Below are 21,021 nucleotides of genomic sequence, written 5' to 3'. Positions count from 1 at the left end.
AACTGTGTAACCGTTAAAATTCAGGAAATATGGCAAAGTATCTGTATTATGTTTATGCCTGCTGCCTTTTAATCTTAGTCAGCGGATGTAAGGAAACGCGAAGCGAGGAAGGCGAGGAGCTGCCTTTCAGCCCGTATGTGGAGGCCTTCACCTCCGGAACAATCTCCAGGTACACGCCTGTCTACCTGATCTTCAATCAGACGATACCCGCCGACCGCATCAAGCCGGACCACCTTCGCAAGCTAATCCGCATCAAGCCCGAGACAGCCGGCGAACTGACCTTCGAGAACAACCGGACGATTGTCTTCAAGCCCGCCAAAGGATTCGAGCGCGACACCCGCTACGAAGTCAGCGCCGACCTCTCCGAATGGTTCGACACCGAAGGCAAAGACGAACATTTCACCTTCAACTTCGCCACCCTGCCACTCGCCCTGCGCGGTAACCTCCAATCCATCGATATCAGTGAGAAGAATGAGAACGGCTACGACCTCGTCTGCACCCTTTTCACCCCCGACAAGGAAGCGCCCGACGTCGTAGAGCCGCTCGTCCGCTTCTCGGAGAAAGCCGATGCCGTCTGGGAGCATAGCCCCGACGGGAAGAAACACCAGCTTTCCATCGCCAACCTCCAGGCAGGGGCGGAGGGAGCACGCACCTTCACACTCTCCGTCGCACCGAACAAGCTGAAAGTGCCCGAAGAAGAACTCCTGTCGGTCGATATCCCCGCGATGAACGATTTCGGCGTCTATGACGTGCAATATGTCTCGGACCCCGAACGCTACATCGAAGTCACCTTCACGAAACTCCTCGACGCCACCCAGAATATGCAAGGACTCGCCTGGATCGACAAAAACAAGTCGGACGCCGTCAACGTAGACGGCAATAAACTCCGCCTCTATCCCGACGCCGGCACCAAAGGCGCACTGAACGTCCACCTGAATAAAAACATACGCAGCAAGAACGGCCTGACCCTCGGCGAAAGCATCGTCCGCCAGGTCGAAGTCAACCAGACCTTGCCCGACGTCCGCTTTATCGGCGACGGCGTGATCATCCCCCAGTCCACGCAGCTCAGCGTGCCCTTCCAGGCCGTCTACCTCCGCGGCGTGGTCGTGCGCGTCATCAAGATACTCGAACAAAACATCGGGCAGTTCCTCCAGGTGAACAACCTCGACGGTACAGGCGACCTCATGCGTGTCGGCCGCCTCGTCGCCCGTAAAACGATCTTCCTCGACGACGATCCGACACACGACCTCACCGAATGGAACACCTACGCCATCGACCTGAAATCGCTGATCGACCCCGAGCCGGGTGCCATCTACCGCATTGAGCTGTCGTTCAACCGCGATCTCTCCGCCTATCCCTGTCCGGACCTCGTGAAGGCAAGCAAAGAGCAGATTCTTGCTGAAGACGAAATCAAATTCAAGGAAGAAAGCAGCCGTTTCGACGAAGGCGGCTACTACTATTACAACGGCGACTTCAACTGGTCCGACTATAACTACTCGGAGCGCAACAATCCCTGCTCGAAGAGCTACTATTCCAACACGACGACCGGAAAGAACGTCCTCGCCACCAACCTCGGCCTCATGGCGATGAGCGGCGAAGACAACACGATGACCGTCCTCGTCCACAACCTCCTCAGCACCCATCCCGAACGCGGCGTGAAAGTCACCGCCTGCAACTACCAGCACCAGGAGCTTGCCCGAGGCACGACGGACGACAAAGGACAAGTCGTCCTGCCCCTCATGGCAGGCAAACCCTTCTACCTTGTCGCCTCGCTCGGCGCACAACGCTCGTACCTCCGCGTGGACGGCGGCTCGGCGCTCTCGTTAAGTTCGTTCGACGTCTCCGGTGAAGTCGTCCAGAAAGGCATCAAAGGATTCATCTACGGCGACCGCGGCGTCTGGCGTCCGGGTGACACGCTCCACCTCGGCTTTATGCTGAACGACCGCACCCGGAAGCTTCCCGCCAATCATCCCGTTATCATGGAACTCTATAACCCCCTCGGCCAGCTCTACCTCCGGCAGACACAGACGAAGGGAGTCTCCGGCCTCTACGCCTTCGACATGCCGACCGAGGCCGATGCCCCGACAGGCGCCTGGAACGTCAACGTGAGCGTCGGCGGCGTCACCTTCAGCAAGCGCCTCCGTATCGAGACGATCAAGCCGAACCGCCTGAAGATCTCCCTCGCGATGCCCAAAAAAAATTTGCTCCGCGGCAAACCCTTCGATGCCGCCATGCACGTCGAATGGCTGCAAGGCGCGACCGCCCGCAACCTCAAATACGACATCCAGGGTACTTTTATCTCGACCCCGACAACCTTCTTAGGCTATAAGAACTTCACGTTCGACGATCCCTCGAAAGTCTTTAACAGCGAAGAAAGCAAGCTCATCTCCGGCGTGACCGACGCGACAGGCAACGCCACCGTCACCGCCCGTTTCGAGATCGGCGCCTCGGCCCCCGGCATGCTGCTCGCCAACTTCGTGACCCGCGTCTATGAAGAATCCGGTGATTTCAGCATCGATGCCGACCGGGCGCTCTATTCCCCCTACACGCGCTACGCCGGCATCCAGTCGCCCCAGCAGGATAAGGAACAGTTGAACACCGGAACGAACTACACCTACACCGTTGCCTCCGTCGACTACACCGGCCAGGCTGCGGTAAACACCGAACTCGAGGTGAAGGTCTACAAAGTCTATTGGTACTGGTGGTGGAGCTCCGACAACAGCCAGTTGGCTAATTACGTCTCCGATTCCTACAACAAACCCGTTAAAACCTTCACCCTCCGGACAGGCGCCGACGGGACCGCCAACTTCCGCCTCTCCTTCGCCGACAACGAATGGGGAACCTACTTCATCTCGGTGAAAGACTCCGAAAGCAAGCACTCAACAGGCGTGATGAGCTATTTCGACTGGCCCTACGGCGAAGGGCGGCGCGATGCCGACGGCTCTTCATCCGCCACGATGTTGAGCTTCAAGACCGACAAAGAGACCTATGCGCCAGGCGAGAAGATGACCGTCACCTTCCCATCCGTGAAAGGCAGCCGCGCCATCGTCAGCATCGAGAACGGTACAAGACTGCTCTCCGTCAGCGAACACGACTGCACGGAAGGGCAGACCACCCTCCGCCTTGCCGTCACAGCGGAGATGCAGCCCAACGCGTACATATATATAACGCTCCTCCAGCCCCACGGCGTGACGAAGAACGATCTGCCGATCCGCATGTACGGTGTCGTCCCCTTCACCGTGACATCCCCCGAGAGCCACCTCGCGCCCATTATCCGGACGGCGGACGAGATCAAGCCCGAATCCTCCTACAGCGTCACTGTTTCGGAAAAGAACGGACGCCCGATGGCCTATACGTTGGCGATTGTCGACGAAGGGCTGCTCGACCTCACCCGCTTCCGCACGCCCGACCCCTGGCAGGCGTTCAACGCGCGCGAAGCATTGGGCGTCAGCACCTGGGACCTCTATAACTACGTCGTTGGCGCGTATGGCGGCCGCATCGAGCAGCTGTTCAGCATTGGCGGTGACGACGCGCTCAACAAAGGCCCGAAAGCCATCGTCAACCGCTTCAAGCCCGTCGTCCGGTTTGCCGGCCCGTTCGCCCTCGGAAAAGGGGAGAAGCGGCAGCACACGTTCCGGATGCCCAACTACAACGGCCGTGTCCGCATGATGGTAGTCGCCGGTGACGGGGAAGCATACGGAAATGCCGAAAAGAGCGTGATGGTGCGCAAGCCCGTGATGCTGCTCGGCACCCTTCCGCGCGTGATCGGCGTGGGAGAGGAGATGGCCGTTCCCGCCACCGTCTTTGCCACGGAGAAAGGCGTCGGCGACGTCCGTGTCACCATCTCCTGCTCCGGTAATATGGAGGTTGTCGGTGAAGCCGCCCGCACGCTGAACTTCACGGAGACGGGCGACAAGCTCGCGCAATTCCGCATCCGCGTGAAAGACCGTCCGGGAGCCGGACGGGTGACGATCACCGCCACGGGTAAGGGAGAAAAATCGGTTTACGAGACAGACCTCGAAATCCGCAGTGTCCGTCGCCCGCAAGTAAAAGTGACGCCCGTCACACTCGAAGCCGGAAAATCCTGGAAAGGAACCATCACGATGCCGGGCGTGACAGGAACGAACAGCCTCACGCTCGAAATGTCGGACGTGCAGCCGGTCAATCTGTCAGCGCGCCTCGGTTATCTGTTGGGCTATCCGCATGGATGTGTGGAGCAGATCACGTCGAAGGGGTTCCCGCAATTATATTTGAATGAATTTACCGCGTTGACCGCCGACGAAAAACAATCCGTCGAAAACGCCGTGAAAGAAGTCATCCGCCGCCTGCGTTCCTACCAGACGGTAGACGGCGCCTTCTCCTACTGGCCCGGCGGGACAAGCAGCAATGCTTGGGGAACGGTCTACGCCACGCATTTTCTGACAGAAGCCGCTGCAAGGGGCTACCTCGTGCCCGATGCCATGCGGCGAAGCGTCGTCGGTAACCTCGTGCGCACAGCTCGAGGCTGGAAACCGGTGACATCCTATTATGAACGTTCCGAAGAAATGACGCAGGCCTACCGCCTCTACGTCCTCGCCCTCGCCGGATCGGCCGAAGTGGGAGCGATGAACCGCTTAAAAGAGAGCAAGACGCTTCAGCCCATGAGCCGCTGGCTGTTGGCCTCCGCCTACGCCCTTGTCGGACGGGCGGACGTCGCACGCGAGCTGACCGCCAAGACAACGGAGCTGACGACCGCCTACACGGAGTACGACCAGACCTTCGGCAGCGACCTTCGCGACCGCTCCATCCGCCTGATGACGCTCTGCCTGCTCGACGAAAGCGCCCCGGCCGCCCGTCTGGCCGATGAAATCTCGAAGACGCTCGCCTCCGACGATTGGCTCAGCACACAGGAGACGGCCTTCAGCCTCATCGCCCTTTCCGGCTATATGAAGCGCTACAAGACGGCCGCCTCCATGGACTTCTCCTACACCTCCGCAGGCAAGACGGAGGATGTCTCGACGACAAAGAACGTCTGGACAAAGCCCCTGCTCGACAAGGCCTCCACTTCCGCTCCTTTGGAGATCCGGAACACCGGAAAGTCCACGCTCTTCGCCCGTCTCATCACCGAAGGCATCCCCGCCGAAGGCCGTGAGGAAGCCTACGCAAACGGCCTCTCCCTCGCCGTCAGCTATACGGATCAGGCAGGTAACCCCGTCGACGCCTCCGCACTGCCGCAGGGCACAAATTTTGTCGCCGTCGTCACCGTCCGCAACCCTTCGTCGCATGGCGTGAACAACTTAGTGCTCACCGAAGTGTTCCCCGCCGGATGGGAAATACTCAACACCCGCTTCCTGAGTGAGGATGCGACCGACGCGAAAACGCCCGGCATCAACTACCAGGATATCCGCGACGACCGTGCCTACAGCTACATCGACCACCTCCCCGCCGGACGGCAGGTGACAGTCAAAATCAACCTCTGCGCCGTCTACCCCGGCCGCTTCTACCTGCCGCCGGTCTACATCGAAGCGATGTATGACCATTTGATGCGTGCGAATACGGAAGGGAAGATGGTGACGGTGGAATAACAGGTAATATCCTGTATCATAAAGTCTCACCTCTGCCTTAGCCCTATAAGAGAAGCATCCCTTTAATCCAAGACGTAAGCCTTGGGTTAAAGGGATGCTTCTTTTTTCTTAGCTCTTACAGGGCTCGAAGACAAGAGGTATTGCTTTTTAAGGAGATGTGTCAAAAGTTCTATTTATAGCGTCTGTGTCCTGGCGGGCTTGACCCGCCATCTCATCCTAATCATTGTAAATCAGTTTAGTATGAGGTTGCGGGTCAAGCCCGCAATGACACGCTAAACATTAAAATTTACTTTTGACACATCCCCTTATGATCTGTCGATCTTACAGGGATTTTAGAAAGCTTTGAGATAATAATTGTCATTTTATAAGATTTTGAGGTAATCTCGAGGATGCTGTTTTTTACTCTTTTTGATAGATTAGTAAAAATAGTTGAAAATAGGATTTTCAGTCTTTTTTTAATTTTTCTGAAAATCAAAGGATATAATATTGACTTTCAAATAATTTTATTTGCAAAAAAGCTTGTTTTTCAAAAGTTATATCATACCTTTGCGAACAACTAAAAGAAAAAAAACGTTTTTTGTCATTTTAGGGTAAAATATCAATAAAAACAGAAACACATGAAACACTTCATATCAATCCAACATATTTGCGGCGGTAAAATACAATTTATACTTCCTTCGCTCATGTACGAAGGTACAAAAGTACGTCCGATAGCACCTTCGTACGCATACGAAGGTACAAAAGTACGTCCGATAACACCTTCGTACGCATACGAAGGTACAAAAGTATGTCCGATAACACCTTCGTACACGTACGAAGGTATAAAAGTATGTCAGATGACACCTTCGTACACATACGAAGGTATAAAAGTACGTCCGGTACTACCTTCGTACGCATACAATTACATAAAACTATTTTCTAAATCATATTAATACTAATTTAAAAAGAACTAAGTATGGCAAAGATTCAGAGTTTTGCAAAATCGAGACTCAAAATTAATGAACTTCTATCCTTTTGTCAGGCAGTTTATAATCAAATCTTAACTGCAAATGCAGATATGACGAAATTTCAACCACAATTGGATAAATTTAAGGAAGCTATAGCTGACCTTGATGCTTCAAGTATGAAAATCTTAAAAAGTTCGTGGACCGACGCTATGTATTCTACTAACAAAGTACGTAATCAAATCAGATCCAGTATTTTCTCAATAATCCGAGGATACAATGCAGAACCAGACGGGGAGAATAAAAAGGCAGCTGTTTTCTTGATGCCGATGGTCGATAGATATAAAGGTATATATAATCATTCATTTGACGACCAGACCGGGTATTACTTTAACCTGATCGAGGCATCCCGTTCGGATGAATTTAAAACCTATGTTGAACAATTAAAATTAGATGCTTCGTTTACAAAGCTGCAAACAGCTAATAACGAATGTGCTCACTGTTCGTCTAACAAGTCTATAGAATCGGCTAAACGAAACATGCCGCTTCGGACTTCCGTCTCACGTAAGAATTTAATCGTTGCATATGATAATCTTGTCTTTCGTCTAAATTCGTTGGCAGAAGCCAATGGCGATTCGGATTTTATTATCTTATTTTCATGGTGGAATGAGGAAATCGATAAATTCCGCGTTACCTTCAGTAATCGCTACGGCAAAGGCAAGGGCGGTAAGACGGCAGGAGGCGATATGAGCAAACATGATCCGAAAACGGGACTTCCGTATGAACGTCCGGGGATACTCTGATTAAGAGAAGGGTAACTATTGGGGATGTATCAAAACTGCCCTGTCCCCGCGCTTGACGCGGGGCCGCAAAAGAACGGGCCTTATCAATTAGTTGTTTATACGGTCAGTTTTAATGCGATCCCGCGTCAAGCGCGGGAACAGGGCAGTTTTGACACCTCCTTCTCCAATGGCTCAAAGTAGAAATATGGAAAGGGGCAGGTTTATTCCCTGCCTCCTCCCAATGCTTTATAGAGATTGATTACACTCTGTATCTCTGCAAAACGATTTGCTGTTTGTGACAGCTGTGCGCTTAATAAAGATTGGCGGGCGGTCAGTACTTCCAAATAAGTGGTCGTGCCGTGCTCCATCAATAAAGAAGTGCTTGTCAATGCCTTTTGCAGGGAAAGAATCTGCTTGTCGAACAAAAGCGTTTTCTCCTTGCTTGTCTGATAGGCGACTAAAGCATCGTTTACTTCACTTCCCGCATTCAAAAGCGTCTGCTGGAAAGCTAAGCTAATTTCTTCCTGCTGGGCTTTCGCGATACGGTATTGTGCCATGATTTGCCCTTTGTTGAACAACGGCTGCGTAAGTGATCCGACAGCCGAAGCCAAGAATTTACCCGGATTGACAATCATACTTCCTGCTGAGTTTGTCCAACCGGCGCTTCCGCTCAACACGATAGACGGATAGAAAGCGGAGCGGGCTTGGTTAGTCCCGTAGAAGGCCTGTTCCAACGAACGCTCGGCGGCACGGACATCCGGACGGTTTGAAAGCATCTGCATGGGGATACCGACAGCTAAGTCGTCGGGGAATTGCTGTCCTTCCAGGCTGCTGCGTTCATAGGCGCGGGGCGTCTCGGCAAGCAGCAAGGCAAGTCCGTTTTCCACCTTATTGATTTGTTCCTTCAGGTCAAGGACAGACATCTGGACGTTGTAGTAGGCGGCCTCCATCTGGGAGGTGGCGGCTTCGTTTGCCATGCCTGCATTCATCAGTGCACGGGTCGAGGCGACAGTCTCTTTCCAGGCTTCTGCTGTTTGCTCGGCGATGGCGAATTGTTCGTCTAACATCAGTAATGTATAATAGGTATTGGCTATTCCGGAAATCAACTGTGTCCGTACGGCCTGCTGATAGTCCTTGCTCTGGGCGTAGAGGGCTTTAGCTTGCTGTTTGGCATTGCGCAGACGACCGAAAATATCCAATTCCCAACTGGCGGTAATCGGCAATGAGTAGGTTTGCGTTGCCTTATGACCATCAAAACTACTTACTGCTCCCTGTGGGGATAAGGCGAATGACGGGAGGAAGGCGAGCTTTGCCGACATCAAGGCGGCATCTGCTTCTTCCACGCGCAATTGGGCCGATTGCAGATCGGTGTTGTTTTGCAATCCCTGTTCGATGAGGGTTTGTAACAGCGGGTCTGTAAAGAGTTCCCGCCAATCCATATTACCGAAGTTTACCGTGTCGTTTGCCATCACTTCTTCTCCGTAGAGATTGTCCGGAGTGGTGGTTGCCGGTTGATATTTATTGTATATGCCGCAACTGCTCAGTAAGGCAGTTGCGGTTGTTAACAGGATTATTTTCTTCATACTTCACTATTATTATCTTTATTAAACTCGCCGCGTTCACTCTGGCTCTTTTCTTTTTCCAGCGCTACTTGCATATCGGCTTTTTCTGTCATCGGTTTGCGTATCTTCTCCTGCAAGTATTCGAAGATGATATAGAATACCGGCACGACAAACAGCAGGGCTAATGTTCCAATTGCCATACCGCCGACGACGCCTGTTCCAAGAGAACTGTTACCATTGGCGCCTGCACCCGTGGAGAACATCAACGGAAGCATACCGAAGATCATCGTGAGCACGGTCATCAGGATCGGACGGAAACGGGCCTGTGCGGCAGAGTAGGCCGATTCGACGATGCCCATTCCTTTGCGGCGGCGCTCGATGGCGAACTCGGTAATCAGAATTGCGGTCTTTGCCAGAAGGCCGATCAACATGATTACACCTGTTTGCAGGTAGATGTTATTTTCCAATCCGAATATCTTGGCAAACAGGAAGCTGCCCATCAGTCCGAACGGCACCGAGAAGATGACGGCAAACGGCACAAGGAAGCTTTCATACAAGCAGGCCAGGATCAGGAAGATAAGCACGATACAAACGGCGTAGATGAAGAGTGTCTTCAATCCGCTGTTACCGGCTTCTTCACGTGCCATGCCGCCATATTCGTAACCGTATCCGGTTGGAAGGACTTGTGCGGCGACTTCTTCGATTGCGTTCTGCACTTCACCGGAAGAGTATCCGTCAGCCGGGTTTACGTTGGCTGTGATACTGCTATAGAGGTTGAAACGGTTGGCAACTTCCGCTCCCTGCACTTTCTTCAGGGTGACGAATTGGCTGATCGGCGCCATTTCCGCTCCGTTTCTGACGAACATATTATTCAGCGAGTGTTCATTCAGGCGGTATTCGGGCGAAGCTTGCATCATCACACGGTAGACTTTACCGAATTGGTTATAGTTGGAGATATAGGCGCCACCACAATAGCTTCCCAATGCATCGAGCACGGTTGCCGGCGAGATGCCTGCACGCTTACACTTGGCTGCATCCACATCGACTGTAACTTGCGGGAAGTTCATGGCATAGGAGGTGTAGGCCATTGCTACTTCCGGACGCTGGTTGAGGGCGCCGAGGAACTTCATGGTGTTTTCGTAGAAGACAGCCATATCGCCGCCGGTCTTGTCCTGAAGGTTCAACTCGATGGAGTTACCCATACCATAGCCCGGAATCATACCTGGCTGGAAACAGAAGATTTGGGCTTCCTTGATTCCGTGGAACTGTGCGTTGAGGCGTGACATCACTGCGTTGGCGGTGTGTTCGCTGCCTTTCCGGTCGTCCCAGTTCTTCAGACGGATGATGATCGTACCGTAGGAAGTACCTTGTCCGGCGATCAGTCCGTATCCGGTGATCTTGGCGTAGTGTTCCACTTCATCCGTCTGTTTAATGATGTCTTCGACCTTATTCATCACCTTCGTTGTTTCCTCCAATGTGCTACCGGGTGAAACGCTGACATTAATCATCATAACGCCCTGGTCTTCCTGTGGCACAAGTCCCGTCTTGGTCGTGTTCATGAAGTAGGCGAGCAAGACGATGGTGGCAACCAATGCCGTCCATACCATCCAACGGTGGTGGATGAAGAAGAGCACGCCTTTCTTATATTTGCCCAACATAGCATTGAACGAAGCGTTGTAGGCGGCACGTACCCGTCCATTCAGGCTTTTCTCGCTCTTTGTCCCGTCGGAAGGTTTCATCAACAGGGCGCATAAGGCCGGACAGAGTGTCAAGGCGCAGATACAGGACAACCCTACGGCCGTAGCCATCGTGACACCGAACTGCGTATAGAAGATACCGGAAGTACCGCCCATAAAGGTAACAGGCACGAATACGGCCATGAACACGCAGGTACAGGAGATAACCGCCATCGTTACATCGCTCATGGCGTCTTTCGTAGCCTGATAAGGTGATTTATAGCCGGCATCGAATTTCGCCTGCACGGCCTCCACCACGACGATGGCATCGTCCACCACCGTTCCGATCGCTAACACAAGGGCGAACATCGTCAGGATATTGATACTGAAGCCGGCAGCCATCAGGCAGGCAAAGGTTCCGATCAGCGAGACGATGATGGATATGGATGGGATCAATGTACTCTTGAAGTCTTGCAGGAAGAAGTACACGACGAGGATAACCAGGATGATGGCGATAAATAACGTTTCGACCACATTATGGATGGATGCGAACAGGAAGTCGTTCGAGCTCATCAGGGTAACAAACTCGGTCCCTTCCGGCAGCTTGTCAGACATTTCATTCAGCAGATTCGTTATCTTTTCATTGACGGTGGTCGCATTGGCGCCTGCCACCTGGAAAGCGATGAACGTCACGGCCGGTTTGCTGTCCATTTCTCCGTGAAAAGCATAGGAGAGGGCACCTAATTCCACATCGGCTATGTCTTGCAGACGCAGGACGGAACCGTCGGCGTGCGAACGGATGACTGTGTTCTTAAATTCATCCACGCTTTTCAATCTTCCGCGATATTTCATGGTGAACTGGAAGACGTTTTTCGAGTTCTCGCCCAACGAACCGGTAGGCGCTTCGATATTCTGTTCGCCCAAGACGGCTGTTACGTCCGACGGGATAAGGCTGTATTGCGCCATTAGTTCCGGTTTCAGCCAGATACGCATACTATAGGTATTACCTAACTCCAGCACATCGCCTACGCCTTCGATACGTTTGATCTCCGGGATGACGTTGATGTCGAGGTAGTTGGCAAGGAATGTCTCGTCGTACCGCCCGTCGTTGCAAACCAATGTATTGATCTGCAAGAAACTGGTCTGGCGTTTCTGTGTGGCCACACCGATTCTTGTTACTTCGGCAGGTAACAGGCCTTGGGCCTTCGAGACACGGTTCTGCACGTTGACTGCTGCCATGTCCGGATCTGTCCCCTGTTTGAAGTAGACCTGGATAACGGCTGATCCGGCATTACTTGCCGTGGAAGTAATGTACATCATGTTCTCCACACCGTTGATACTTTCTTCCAACGGCATGATGACACTGTTCATCACAGCTTCGGCATCAGCACCTGTATAATTGGCGGTTACATATACCGTAGGAGGTGCGATATCGGGATATTGCTCCACCGGCAGGGTAAAGAGCGAAATCAATCCGACAATCAAAATCAGCACGGAGATGGATATAGCCATTACCGGCCGCTTTATAAATATATTACCTTTCATATTCGATCATTTATTTAACTTGTGTTCCTTCACGCAATAGACCGGCGCCTTCGGATACGATCTCATCACCTGCTTTCAATCCGTCAAGCACAATGTATTCGCGTCCGTTATTCACTTCGGCAATCGTTATTAATGTGGAAACGGCTTTGCCATCCACTACCTTGTAGACAATTGTCTGGTCTTGCAGCCGCACGGTTGCCCCTTGCGGGATGACAAGGCTGTTCTTATAGGTGTTCGGGATAATCACATTGCCTGACGCTCCGCTATGAAGCAAACGCGATTCGTTAGGAAACACGGCGCGCACTCCGACTGTACCTGTCTGCCGGTCGATGACTCCGCTGATCGATTCGATTTTTCCTTTTATATCATAGATGGATTTGTCGTTAAGTTGGAGTTCCACTTCAGGCATGTTTGCTAATGCTTCGTCCATTGTTCCGTATTGCCGCGTCATGCTCAACAACTGATTTTCCGTCATCGAAAAGTAGACATACATCTCCGAATTGTCGGAAACCGTCGTCAACGGCTGGGGGATGGAAGGGCCGACCAATGCGCCTACACGATAGGGCAGCATGCCAATAACTCCGTCACTCGGGCTCTTGACTTCCGTGTATGACAAGTTGTTGCGGGCGCTGATCTCTTGCGCTTCGGCTTGTGATAACTGTGCTTTAGCTGTCAGATAGGTGTTCTGGCTTGTCTTCAGATTAAATTCTGAAACGACTTTTTGAGCGTACAATTCTTTCGCACTGTTATAGGTCAGTTCGGCTGTAGCCAATCCTGCTTTTGCGGCTTCCACGTTTGCGATGGCTGTCTTTAATGCCGCTTTATAAGGAACCTGGTCAATGATGAACAGCACTTGCCCGCGCCGGACCTTTTGTCCTTCCGATACGCAGAGCTTTTCGATCATTCCGGATACTTGCGGATAAATGTCGATGTCCTGACGTCCGCGAATTGTCGCCGAATAAGCAGTCGAAAGTTCCTTATCGGTAGGAGTTACTTTCATGATTGCATAATTAGGGTTCATCTGTACATCCGGTGTTTGCTTGCAGGATGTAAACCATAATACACAACTGATAATCCCTATCAGTTGAATCCATTTCTCACTTACTTTTGCCATTTCTTTACTATTTAAATGATGGGGGCGAAGGTAGGTGAAAGTAGAACAGTGACTATTATTTATTTTTCGCTAAAGATGTTCTATTTTCGCTAATTATAGTCTGATGTAGTACTATTTCTTATTTTAGGAGTAAAATAGAACATAAATGGCGGGAAATAAAACACTTTCCTTATGATCATATTTCACATCTTTGTCGTCATAAATAATATGAGTATGAAAAAAGGGACAGTTACGACAATCGGTATCGAAGATTTTAAGGCCAATAGTCATATAATTGATTATGTGGATGATGACTTCGTTGTTATAAACAGTTTGGAAGATATTCCAAACAGTAATGATACGGTAAGATTGAATTGTTTCCTTGTCGTATTTTGCATTGAAGGATGTGTGCAGTTGGAAATGAATACCAAGACTTATTTGCTTGAAGCTAATCATATGATGATTTGTTTACCTACTGCAGTTTTAAGTCATGCATTGATTAGTCCCAAACATAAAATAAGCATTATGGGATTCTCGACCCGCTTTCTTCAAAGGACAGTAAAGATGGACAAAGAAACATGGAATACTATTTCATATGTATATAATAATCCGGTTAAATATGTGGAAGAAAGCGAGAATTTGATTTTCAAATTATATACGGATTTAATTATAGAGAAGATTAATCAAGGACCCCAATTGTATTATGGAAAGGAGATCATGCAATATCTGTTTTCCGCCCTTTTTTGTGAGATGATAGCCGATCTGAAAATGAATGTCGATCATCCGGCAGAAGCGAAAAAAATAAAGGACGGGATGAAACAGGCGGATTATATCTTTAAGAGGTTTATGGAGAAATTGTCAATGGACAACGGATCTCACCGTTCCGTGCAGTATTATGCAAATGAACTTTTCTATACGCCTAAGTATCTATCCAAAGTGATTAAACAAGTATGCGGAAGGGGACCGCTGGATTTGATAAACGAACATACCATAGAGCTTATAAAATACCAGCTGAAGCATTCGGAGAAGTCGATCAAGGAGATCGCGGAAGAGTTTAATTTTTCCAATATATCTTTCCTTGGAAAATATGTGAAAGCTCATTTGGGTATGTCTCCGTCGAACTACAGGAATTCGGGGGAAAATTGAACAATATTGGACTAAACAAAAAAAAGAGACAACGCTAAGCGTGTCTCTTTTTTTTGTTTGGCTCTATGTTTATTGGAGATATTCGACCAGTTTAGCCGGCAGGTAGAATGTATTGTTTTTGTCAACATATACGACTACCGAGTTCAGGCGAACTTCTTCCTGGCCTTTCTTGCCGAGTATCACGATGTTGCTGAACGGGGTAATATTGACTTGTTTCTTTTTGTTCTTTACCACCAGCGAAGGAGAGCCTTTTTCGTCTTTTGCCGGGATAATTTCGCATTTGAAATCTTTGAAAACTTCTGTGTGGGGAACGAAGTTTTGGGCGGTCAAATCTTCTAATGTGCCGTGTGTCATGCCGAACAAGGCGCAGAGATAGTGATTCAACTCGATGTTGGTGTGCATACCGACCGGCAGGCTTTCGCGATCCGGATGATAAGCGGCCAGGAACACATCTTCTCCGGTATGACCGCCAGTCGTAAACCCGAAGCATGTTTTGGAAGTGAGCAGTTTGGACATGAAGGAGGTCAGGGAACCGCTGTAAAGCGAACCTTTACCGTCTGTCGAACGTTCGCTTGCCGGGATCGGGCTGTTCTTGTAGTCTTTGCAGTGGTTCAAGGCATCCAACTCTTCGGGTGTCAGCTCAAAGCCGGCATATTCGCGGAAGATATTCTGTACTTCGGAATTTGGCAGGCTGTTTACTTTTTTGGCAAATCCTTCGGCTGTCAGCTTATAGAGAGAGAACTGGTGGAACAACTGGTCTTTGGACAGTTTGTCGTAGCCTGTACAGTCGCGACGGCCGATGCTGATGCCGCTGTTGCCATGGTCGGGAACCATGATAACGGCTGTTTCACCATTCTGGCGGGCAAATTCCAAAGCGGCACCGCAAGCGCGGTCGTAAGCTAAGAAATCAGTTGCCATACCGACCGGATCGTTGGCATGTGCAGCCCAGTCTACCTTGCTGCCTTCTACCATCAGGAAGAAGCCGTTCGGGTTCTGGGACAGCTTTTCAATCGCTTTGCGTGTCATCTCTTCGAGTGAAGGCTGTTCGGCCGGGTTACGGTCGATGTCGTAGGCCATTTCTTTGTCGCCGAATAAAGCCCACATATTATTGCCTTTATAACTGCGCATGCCGTTGATGTCGTTTTTGAAGACGCCGTAGCCGTTTCCTTTCAGGTAAGCTTCGCTTTCTTCGGGGAGCAGGGAAACACCGCCGCCGATTACGACGTTGAGGTCGTTGTGAGCCATCTGCGGAGCGATCCATTCATACTTGCCGCGATTGTAGCTGTGGGCTGAACAGTCGGCCGGCGTCGCATGCGGAAATTCGCAGGTGAAAACCAGACCGGTTGATCTGCCCTGGAGCATCTTGGCTGCCTCGAGGACGGTTGTCAGCGGCTGGAAAGCGCGTGCCGGATCGGTCGGGTAGATGTCGTTGTCTCCGTCGTTTTCCGGATAGGTGGAGACATAACCTGTACGGCTTGGCTGTCCGGTCATGTAGCAGGACGTCGTAGGAGCGGAGTCGCCGATCGGAGCATTGGAGGAATGCGTGCGGACCGTTCCGCACAGATACGGGTCGATGTTGAGTTTCGGCTGATCGGGGTTGTTGTACCATTGCAGCCAGCGCGCCATAGAGACTGTTGCCAACGATGTTCCGTCCGGTATCAGCAGAATGACATTCTTCACCGGTTTGACGTTTTCTACATCCTGGGCTTTTGCCGGCATGAAGATGACGGCCAGCAGCAGGAAAAGTGTAATTGTTCTTTTCATGTTCTTGTGATTTTATAGTTGTATGATATCCTCTTTAAACTGCGTAATCTTTTCCAGTCCGGTTTCCGTAACCAGGAAGCTGTTCTCGATGCCGACCGCACCGACGCCCGGTATCACGTATTTCGGTTCGAGCGCGAATACCATGTTCAGCTCGAGCAGTTCTTTCGAACGGGGCGTCAGGACCGGAAGTTCGTTTATCTGGATTCCGATGCCGTGGCCTACGAACTTCGCCTGCTGCAGGGTTCCCATGAAATAGGCGCCGAGACCTTCGTTTTCAGTGATCTTGGCGGCGATATTATAGAGCTCGGCACAAGGTGTTCCCGGACGGGCGATGTTTTCGATTTCGCTTTGGATGAGCAAGGCTGTCTGGTGTGCCTTATAAGCCAGGTCGGTCAGGCGGCCGACGGAGAAGACGCGTGTCATATCCGTCATGTAAGCCGTATAGTTTCCTGCCATATCTACCATAATGGCTGTCCCGTCTTTCAGAACCGTCCCGTTTGCACCTAACGGGCAGGACGCATCCATTCCGCCGCCACCTAAGGCGAAGTCGAAAGGAGAGGGGCTTTCGGCGTTATCTCCCGCCAGAATGCTTCCCATAAAGATGTCCATATTGGCACCGAAGGCGCGGAATATTCCGATGGAGCCGTTCTTGCGCATCCGTCTTTCTATCTCGTACTGGAACTCGAGGTCTGTCATTCCCGGACGGAAACATTCGGGGATTTCGGCGTATGTCTTGGCGTGACGTTCGGCTGAGATGCGGAACATTTCGATCTCGTGCGGTGTCTTTATCTGACGCAGGTTGCGCATCAGTGCAGTGGCGTTTGCCGTCTCTTTCGGGTTAAAGATCGCTTGCAGGCGCATATAGTCGTTGTAGGTCAGCTCGTCTGCTTCGAGCAGGAGCTTTTCCGGCATTTTCAATCCGTGAGCGGCAAACAGTTCGGCCATTTGTTCCGGCTTGCGGATATATTCCACCTGGTCGCCGGTCAGACCGTTCGGACGTTTCACGAAGAACCAGGGAGCGCCTTCTGCCGGGAGGTAGAAGTATCCGCTATAGATACGTCCGGTTGTATAATACAGGTTTACATCTACGGTGAGCAGGCATCCGTCAGCGTTCATCTTTTGCATCGCCTGCTGTATGCGATCCCATTTCAGTTTGAAATCGCCAATCAATTCTTTTTGTATCATTTCCAACACTTAATTTTTATCCGGCACCAAAGATATTAAATTAATGCCGGGATTGGAATGATTCTTCGGGTTAAATCTCCGTTAAATTTAGAATTGTTCGAGCACTTGTATCCGCTTTTCGATTGGTGGATGGGTGGCGAAAAGACCGCTCAGTCCGCTTAGTGCGCTTTTGGCTTGCTTGCCTGGGTGCTGGATAAAAAGTTGTGCGACATCTTCGCGGTGGACTGCTTCGATGTCCGGGTCGGCCGATATTTTGCGGAGTGCACTGGCCAGGGCGAGCGGATTTTTAGTCATCTCGGCCGAGCCGGCGTCGGCTAAGTATTCCCGTTTACGGGAGATGGCAAAGCGCATCAACATAGAAAAGAAGTAACCGACGGCGGCGACAATAAGAATCAGGATCATGAGGAGTGCCGCTCCGTTTTTATCATCCCTTTTTCTACTCATCGAAGAATAATAGGCGGAACGCATGGCTACCTGCGCTAACATGGCGAAGATGCCGACAAAGACGATGGAGATGATAAGCAGGCGTACGTCGTGATTGCGGATATGCGACAGTTCATGCGCGATGACGGCTTCCAGCTCGGGATCGTCGAGCTTCTCGATAATCCCTCGTGAAAGGCTGATCGTGTAGGTGCGTTCATTAATCCCGCTGGCAAAAGCGTTGAGGGAGTCGTCGTTGATGATATTGATCTGGGGCATCTTCATCCCCTGGCTCATGCAAAGGTTTTCGACGAGGTTATACACCCGTTTGTTCTCTTTTCGCGACAGCGGTTGCGAGCCGGTTGCCGAATTGATAATGCTGGTATTGGCAAAATAGGCGATGATGAACCAAATCAGTACGCCGCCCAAGACATAAGGGGCGATCTGTACGAATACGCTCATCGCTAATTGTGTAAGTGTAACGTCCGGCTGGTTACTTGCTTCGGATACCATAACAAACAAGTAACAGAACATCAGCGTCAACACGCATACTAATATCGGGAAAAGACAAAGCAGGAGCAGGGAACGTAAGTTGTTCCTGCTCTGCTGGGTTTGTATACCTACGTATTGCATTCTTAGAATTTGATTTTAGGTGCTTCTTCGAGTGTTGCGCGCTGTTCGCCCAAGTCAAACATGATTTCTTTCTTGAAACCGAACATACCGGCGATCAGGTTCGACGGGAATGTCTCGACTGCGTTATTCAGTTCTTTCGTAGCCGAATTGAAATAGCGGCGTACGGCTGCCAGTTTGTTTTCCAGATCGGAGATTTCTTCCTGCAACTGAAGGAAGTTCTGGTTTGCCTTCAGGTCGGGATAGGCTTCGAGCGTGATCTTCAATCCGGCAAGTGCGGAAGAGAGCGCATTTTCAGCCACGATCTTGTCGTCGATCGTCTTGGCACCGATTGCTCCGTTACGGGCGTTGATCACGCGTTCGAGAGTCTCTTTCTCATGCGCGGCATAACCTTTGACCGTCTCGACCAATTGAGGGACCAGGTCATGGCGCTGTTTAAGCTGCACGTCGATATCGGCAAATGCATTTTCACGATTGTTCCGGAGTTTCACTAACGAGTTATACAAAGAAGCGATCCAGATTCCTAAGATCACGATAACCGCTATTAGAATGATTGCTGTCATAAGTCTTTATTGTTTATGTTATGGGTGCAAACATACGAAATTATTTTATATATGTTTCAATGAACGACTATGCGGATAATATCTTAGGCATATAAAAACAACCGGATAACCCTTAAAAATAACCGGATGTATGATTATTCTACCGCTTGATGGCAGTGAGTTTTAACCACGTGCCTTTTTGAAATATAAAATAGCTTTATTTGTGCAAATAATAAACTTATAATTAGGTTATGTATATGAAAAAGCTATTATTCTTTTCCCTTTTGTTTCTGCTCCCCTTTTCACTTGGGGCTGAACGGATAAATATTGAAAAGGCATACTGTAGTTCATTTATAAATCAAATAATAAACAAATAAAAGTTGCGCCCGACACGTATTAGGGATATCATCATGTTCTCAAAGAAAATGTTTTTTATTTGCTTGATCCTTAGTTGTCTTTCTTTCTCTATGGTTTCGGCAAAAAGTATTGTGTATGTTTTTGCAGTAGAAGCATGGGTTCCGATTCCTGTTAAGATTAACAGCCAGGAAGCCTTTGAAATGAAAGGAACACCTAAAGGGAAAGATCTGACGGCCCGTTTTTCGGCTTGTAAAAAGAAATGCATTCTGAATTCGGAGGGCAAGGTTATTTTTTCTTTTGAATTTTCCCGTACCAACCAGGCGACAGGAACAGTCTATAATTATGCTGATGAGATTCAATTAAATTTATCGGAAGGTTCTGTTCATTATATTCAGATAAAGCCTAAAGGTTTTAATGATTATACATTTAAGGAACTTAGCGAAAAAGAGGCCAATAAATTATTGAATAATAAGAAGTGTCTCTTGTTGCCTGAGTATGCCCAACAGTAAAGTTTTTTAATAATAGAAAATATGAGAATCATTTTATTTGTTTTCTTTGTCGCTTGTTTGGCTCAATCATCACTATCCCAAAATATAATAGAAGATATTTTTAGCAAATCATTAGAAGTAGTCAGTGACAAGGGGCGAAAAGAGCTTTATAAAGGGCAGATCATAAAGAAAAAGCGTACTGGAATGGGACTTTTGAAGATGAAAGACGGTGCTTTGTATATCGGTGATTTTTCAAAAGGCGAAATGACAGGATATGGAATGTTATTGGTTCCCGAAGGCAATTCTGTGTCCAATTGCGATAACTGTGCCGTCTATGTCGGGAACTGGCAGGATGGGGAAAAAACAGGTTCAGGTGTTTGTTATGCTAAAAACGGTGATGTTCTTTATTCCGGGAAGTTCAAAGATGATCGTCCTATAAACGCATATGGTTCTACCGATGATAGCCCGCTGCGTTATTTCTCTCTGTTTGAAAATAGCGATGGCAATATGTTTCTGGGCGAAGTGAATGATGGAAACTTCAATGGTTTTGGTGTTATTGTGTTCAATGACGGAGACTTGTGGTTTGGTAATTTTCGGAATGGTCTGAAACAGGGAGTTGGCCTTTACCTTATGTATGACGGTGAATGGGAAACTCTTAATTTTAAGGATGACAGTTACGATGTGATCAGTTCTTCAGCTAACTATAGGGATGTGGAGCACTCCAGAAGTTTAGCTAATAAACAATCATTTGGATTTATCATGGATAATTTTGCGGCGGCCGCTACGGCTACTGCCGGAGCGGTAAATAGTGCACGTGCTATACGGCAGAGTGATGGTAATTCATCCGGTTTAGCGGCAAGTGATAATAGCGGCTCTTCCGGTAATAGCAAAAACGGTTCTAAGCAAGGTAATAAAAAAGCGTCAAATTGCGGTTCGTCATGGAGCATCGACAGTAACACCTATTCTAATTATGAGACACAGTTGATAAAAATGCGTACATATCCGGAGAAGTATGATAATTATACGGCTGATTATGCAAGCATTCAATCTAAAATGAGACAAATCAGAACAAAATGGGAGGTTCGTGGATGTTCGATTACAAAATCGCAGTATGAATAATAGACTTCATCATTATTAATTATTATTTGAAATAGATTTTTTGAAGAGGCTGTCTCAAAATAAAAAGATGAGATAGCCTCTTCTTTTCACAGTAGTCTTTTCTCAATTCGGCATCAAGGAAGAGCTGGGGCTCACCCGATAATCATTGGGGATAAATAAATTCATTATTTGGCAAAAGAGAGCCTGCGGCAGAGGGGGCTTATT

General features: G+C 49.4%; 12 protein-coding genes. 5 read left to right on the top strand and 7 right to left on the bottom strand.

What is annotated here, in order from left to right:
• Window positions 1–29 precede the first annotated feature (29 nt).
• Both DWU89_RS05695 and DWU89_RS05690 read left to right on the top strand, forming a co-directional pair.
• A complete protein-coding gene (locus tag DWU89_RS05695) occupies window positions 30–5,564 on the top strand; it encodes an alpha-2-macroglobulin family protein (RefSeq protein WP_115498677.1) in 5,535 nt (1,844 codons plus the stop codon).
• Between the two features lie 955 nt (window positions 5,565–6,519).
• Window positions 6,520–7,311: a DUF6261 family protein gene (locus tag DWU89_RS05690; RefSeq protein WP_115498676.1), complete on the top strand. Its 792-nt coding sequence runs from the start codon at window positions 6,520–6,522 to the stop codon at window positions 7,309–7,311.
• 200 nt (window positions 7,312–7,511) lie between these two features.
• On the opposite strand, the gene DWU89_RS05685 is transcribed toward DWU89_RS05690, so the two are convergent.
• From DWU89_RS05685 to DWU89_RS05675, 3 genes are read right to left on the bottom strand one after another with little or no spacing between them, the layout of a single operon-like run.
• A complete protein-coding gene (locus DWU89_RS05685; RefSeq protein WP_115498675.1) occupies window positions 7,512–8,873 on the bottom strand; it encodes a TolC family protein in 1,362 nt (453 codons plus the stop codon).
• Window positions 8,870–12,073 carry an efflux RND transporter permease subunit gene (locus DWU89_RS05680; RefSeq protein ID WP_115498674.1) on the bottom strand — a complete coding sequence of 1,068 codons (3,204 nt, stop codon included), beginning with the start codon at window positions 12,071–12,073 and terminating at the stop codon, window positions 8,870–8,872. Before DWU89_RS05680 ends, DWU89_RS05685 begins: the two co-directional genes overlap by 4 nt.
• Window positions 12,074–12,083: 10 nt before the next feature.
• Entirely contained in the window at window positions 12,084–13,187 is a 1,104-nt protein-coding gene (locus tag DWU89_RS05675) for an efflux RND transporter periplasmic adaptor subunit (RefSeq protein WP_115498673.1), read from the bottom strand.
• A 213-nt stretch (window positions 13,188–13,400) separates the two neighbouring features.
• Between DWU89_RS05675 and DWU89_RS05670 the strand changes: the two genes are divergently transcribed.
• The gene (locus DWU89_RS05670) at window positions 13,401–14,312 is read left to right on the top strand and encodes a helix-turn-helix domain-containing protein (RefSeq protein ID WP_115498747.1); all 912 of its coding nucleotides are present in this window, start codon (window positions 13,401–13,403) and stop codon (window positions 14,310–14,312) included.
• A 69-nt stretch (window positions 14,313–14,381) separates the two neighbouring features.
• Here DWU89_RS05670 and DWU89_RS05665 read toward each other — a convergent pair whose 3' ends face one another.
• From DWU89_RS05665 to DWU89_RS05650, 4 genes are all read right to left on the bottom strand, one after another.
• Window positions 14,382–16,076 (bottom strand): alkaline phosphatase, encoded by a 1,695-nt coding sequence (locus tag DWU89_RS05665; protein WP_115498672.1) that lies wholly within the window; start codon window positions 16,074–16,076, stop codon window positions 14,382–14,384.
• Between the two features lie 12 nt (window positions 16,077–16,088).
• Window positions 16,089–17,261, bottom strand: a complete 1,173-nt coding sequence (locus tag DWU89_RS05660; protein ID WP_115498671.1) for a M24 family metallopeptidase — start codon at window positions 17,259–17,261, stop codon at window positions 16,089–16,091.
• A gap of 87 nt (window positions 17,262–17,348) precedes the next feature.
• The gene (locus DWU89_RS05655; protein WP_115498670.1) at window positions 17,349–18,314 is read right to left on the bottom strand and encodes a M48 family metallopeptidase; all 966 of its coding nucleotides are present in this window, start codon (window positions 18,312–18,314) and stop codon (window positions 17,349–17,351) included.
• A gap of 2 nt (window positions 18,315–18,316) precedes the next feature.
• Entirely contained in the window at window positions 18,317–18,874 is a 558-nt protein-coding gene (locus tag DWU89_RS05650; RefSeq protein WP_115498669.1) for a LemA family protein, read from the bottom strand.
• Window positions 18,875–19,341: 467 nt separating this feature from the next.
• On the opposite strand from DWU89_RS05650, the gene DWU89_RS05645 reads away from it, so the two are divergent.
• Window positions 19,342–19,719, top strand: a complete 378-nt coding sequence (locus tag DWU89_RS05645; RefSeq protein WP_147292095.1) for a hypothetical protein — start codon at window positions 19,342–19,344, stop codon at window positions 19,717–19,719.
• Window positions 19,720–19,740: 21 nt separating this feature from the next.
• Entirely contained in the window at window positions 19,741–20,817 is a 1,077-nt protein-coding gene (locus DWU89_RS05640; protein WP_115498667.1) for an MORN repeat-containing protein, read from the top strand.
• Window positions 20,818–21,021: the final 204 nt, after the last annotated feature.

The sequence above is a fragment of the Parabacteroides acidifaciens genome, assembly GCF_003363715.1.
Taxonomy (GTDB): Bacteria; Bacteroidota; Bacteroidia; order Bacteroidales; family Tannerellaceae; genus Parabacteroides; species Parabacteroides acidifaciens.
The sequence above is the reverse complement of the archived record's forward strand: the minus strand, read 5'-3'. Positions and strand labels throughout refer to the sequence as shown.

Excerpts from the sequence above, each read along its gene's own strand:
- DWU89_RS05695 (WP_115498677.1), top strand. The coding sequence starts at position 30 with ATGGCAAAGTATCTGTATTATGTTTATGCCTGCTGCCTTTTAATCTTA.
- DWU89_RS05690 (WP_115498676.1), top strand. The coding sequence starts at position 6,520 with ATGGCAAAGATTCAGAGTTTTGCAAAATCGAGACTCAAAATTAATGAA.
- DWU89_RS05685 (WP_115498675.1), bottom strand. The coding sequence starts at position 8,873 with ATGAAGAAAATAATCCTGTTAACAACCGCAACTGCCTTACTGAGCAGT.
- DWU89_RS05640 (WP_115498667.1), top strand. The coding sequence starts at position 19,741 with ATGAGAATCATTTTATTTGTTTTCTTTGTCGCTTGTTTGGCTCAATCA.
- DWU89_RS05675 (WP_115498673.1), bottom strand. The coding sequence starts at position 13,187 with ATGGCAAAAGTAAGTGAGAAATGGATTCAACTGATAGGGATTATCAGT.
- DWU89_RS05665 (WP_115498672.1), bottom strand. The coding sequence starts at position 16,076 with ATGAAAAGAACAATTACACTTTTCCTGCTGCTGGCCGTCATCTTCATG.
- DWU89_RS05680 (WP_115498674.1), bottom strand. The coding sequence starts at position 12,073 with ATGAAAGGTAATATATTTATAAAGCGGCCGGTAATGGCTATATCCATC.
- DWU89_RS05655 (WP_115498670.1), bottom strand. The coding sequence starts at position 18,314 with ATGCAATACGTAGGTATACAAACCCAGCAGAGCAGGAACAACTTACGT.
- DWU89_RS05650 (WP_115498669.1), bottom strand. The coding sequence starts at position 18,874 with ATGACAGCAATCATTCTAATAGCGGTTATCGTGATCTTAGGAATCTGG.
- DWU89_RS05660 (WP_115498671.1), bottom strand. The coding sequence starts at position 17,261 with ATGATACAAAAAGAATTGATTGGCGATTTCAAACTGAAATGGGATCGC.
- DWU89_RS05670 (WP_115498747.1), top strand. The coding sequence starts at position 13,401 with ATGAAAAAAGGGACAGTTACGACAATCGGTATCGAAGATTTTAAGGCC.